1 protein-coding gene is annotated in these 330 nt (G+C 55.2%); it reads left to right on the top strand.

Annotation, left to right across the window (positions count from 1 at the left end; genetic code table 11):
• On the top strand, positions 1-330 hold a 330-nt coding region (locus KP22_RS21170), incomplete at both ends, for an Ig-like domain-containing protein (protein WP_039326456.1).

Genomic DNA, 330 nt, shown 5'->3' on the forward strand with positions numbered 1-330 from the left:
GGAGCGTCAATGTTCCGGGTTCTGTATTAGCTGCTAATGGTGAGGTGAGTGCCACGGTCACCACCCGTGATCCTGCTGGTAACGTGACGACGGCCAATACCAGTCACGCTTACGGCGTCGATACCGTAGCGCCCATCGCCTCCATTACTATCGACGATGTGACCAGCGATAACGTGATTAATGCCAGTGAGTCGGGTCAGACGATTGCGGTGACCGGTAACGTAGATAATGACGTGAAAGCGGGCGATGCGATTACCGTTACCGTCGGCTCGGAAACTTATCAAACGACCGTGAATGCCGATGGCAAGACCTGGAGCGTGAATGTGCCGG

The sequence above is a fragment of the Pectobacterium betavasculorum genome (genome assembly GCF_000749845.1).
Taxonomy (GTDB): Bacteria; Pseudomonadota; Gammaproteobacteria; order Enterobacterales; family Enterobacteriaceae; genus Pectobacterium; species Pectobacterium betavasculorum.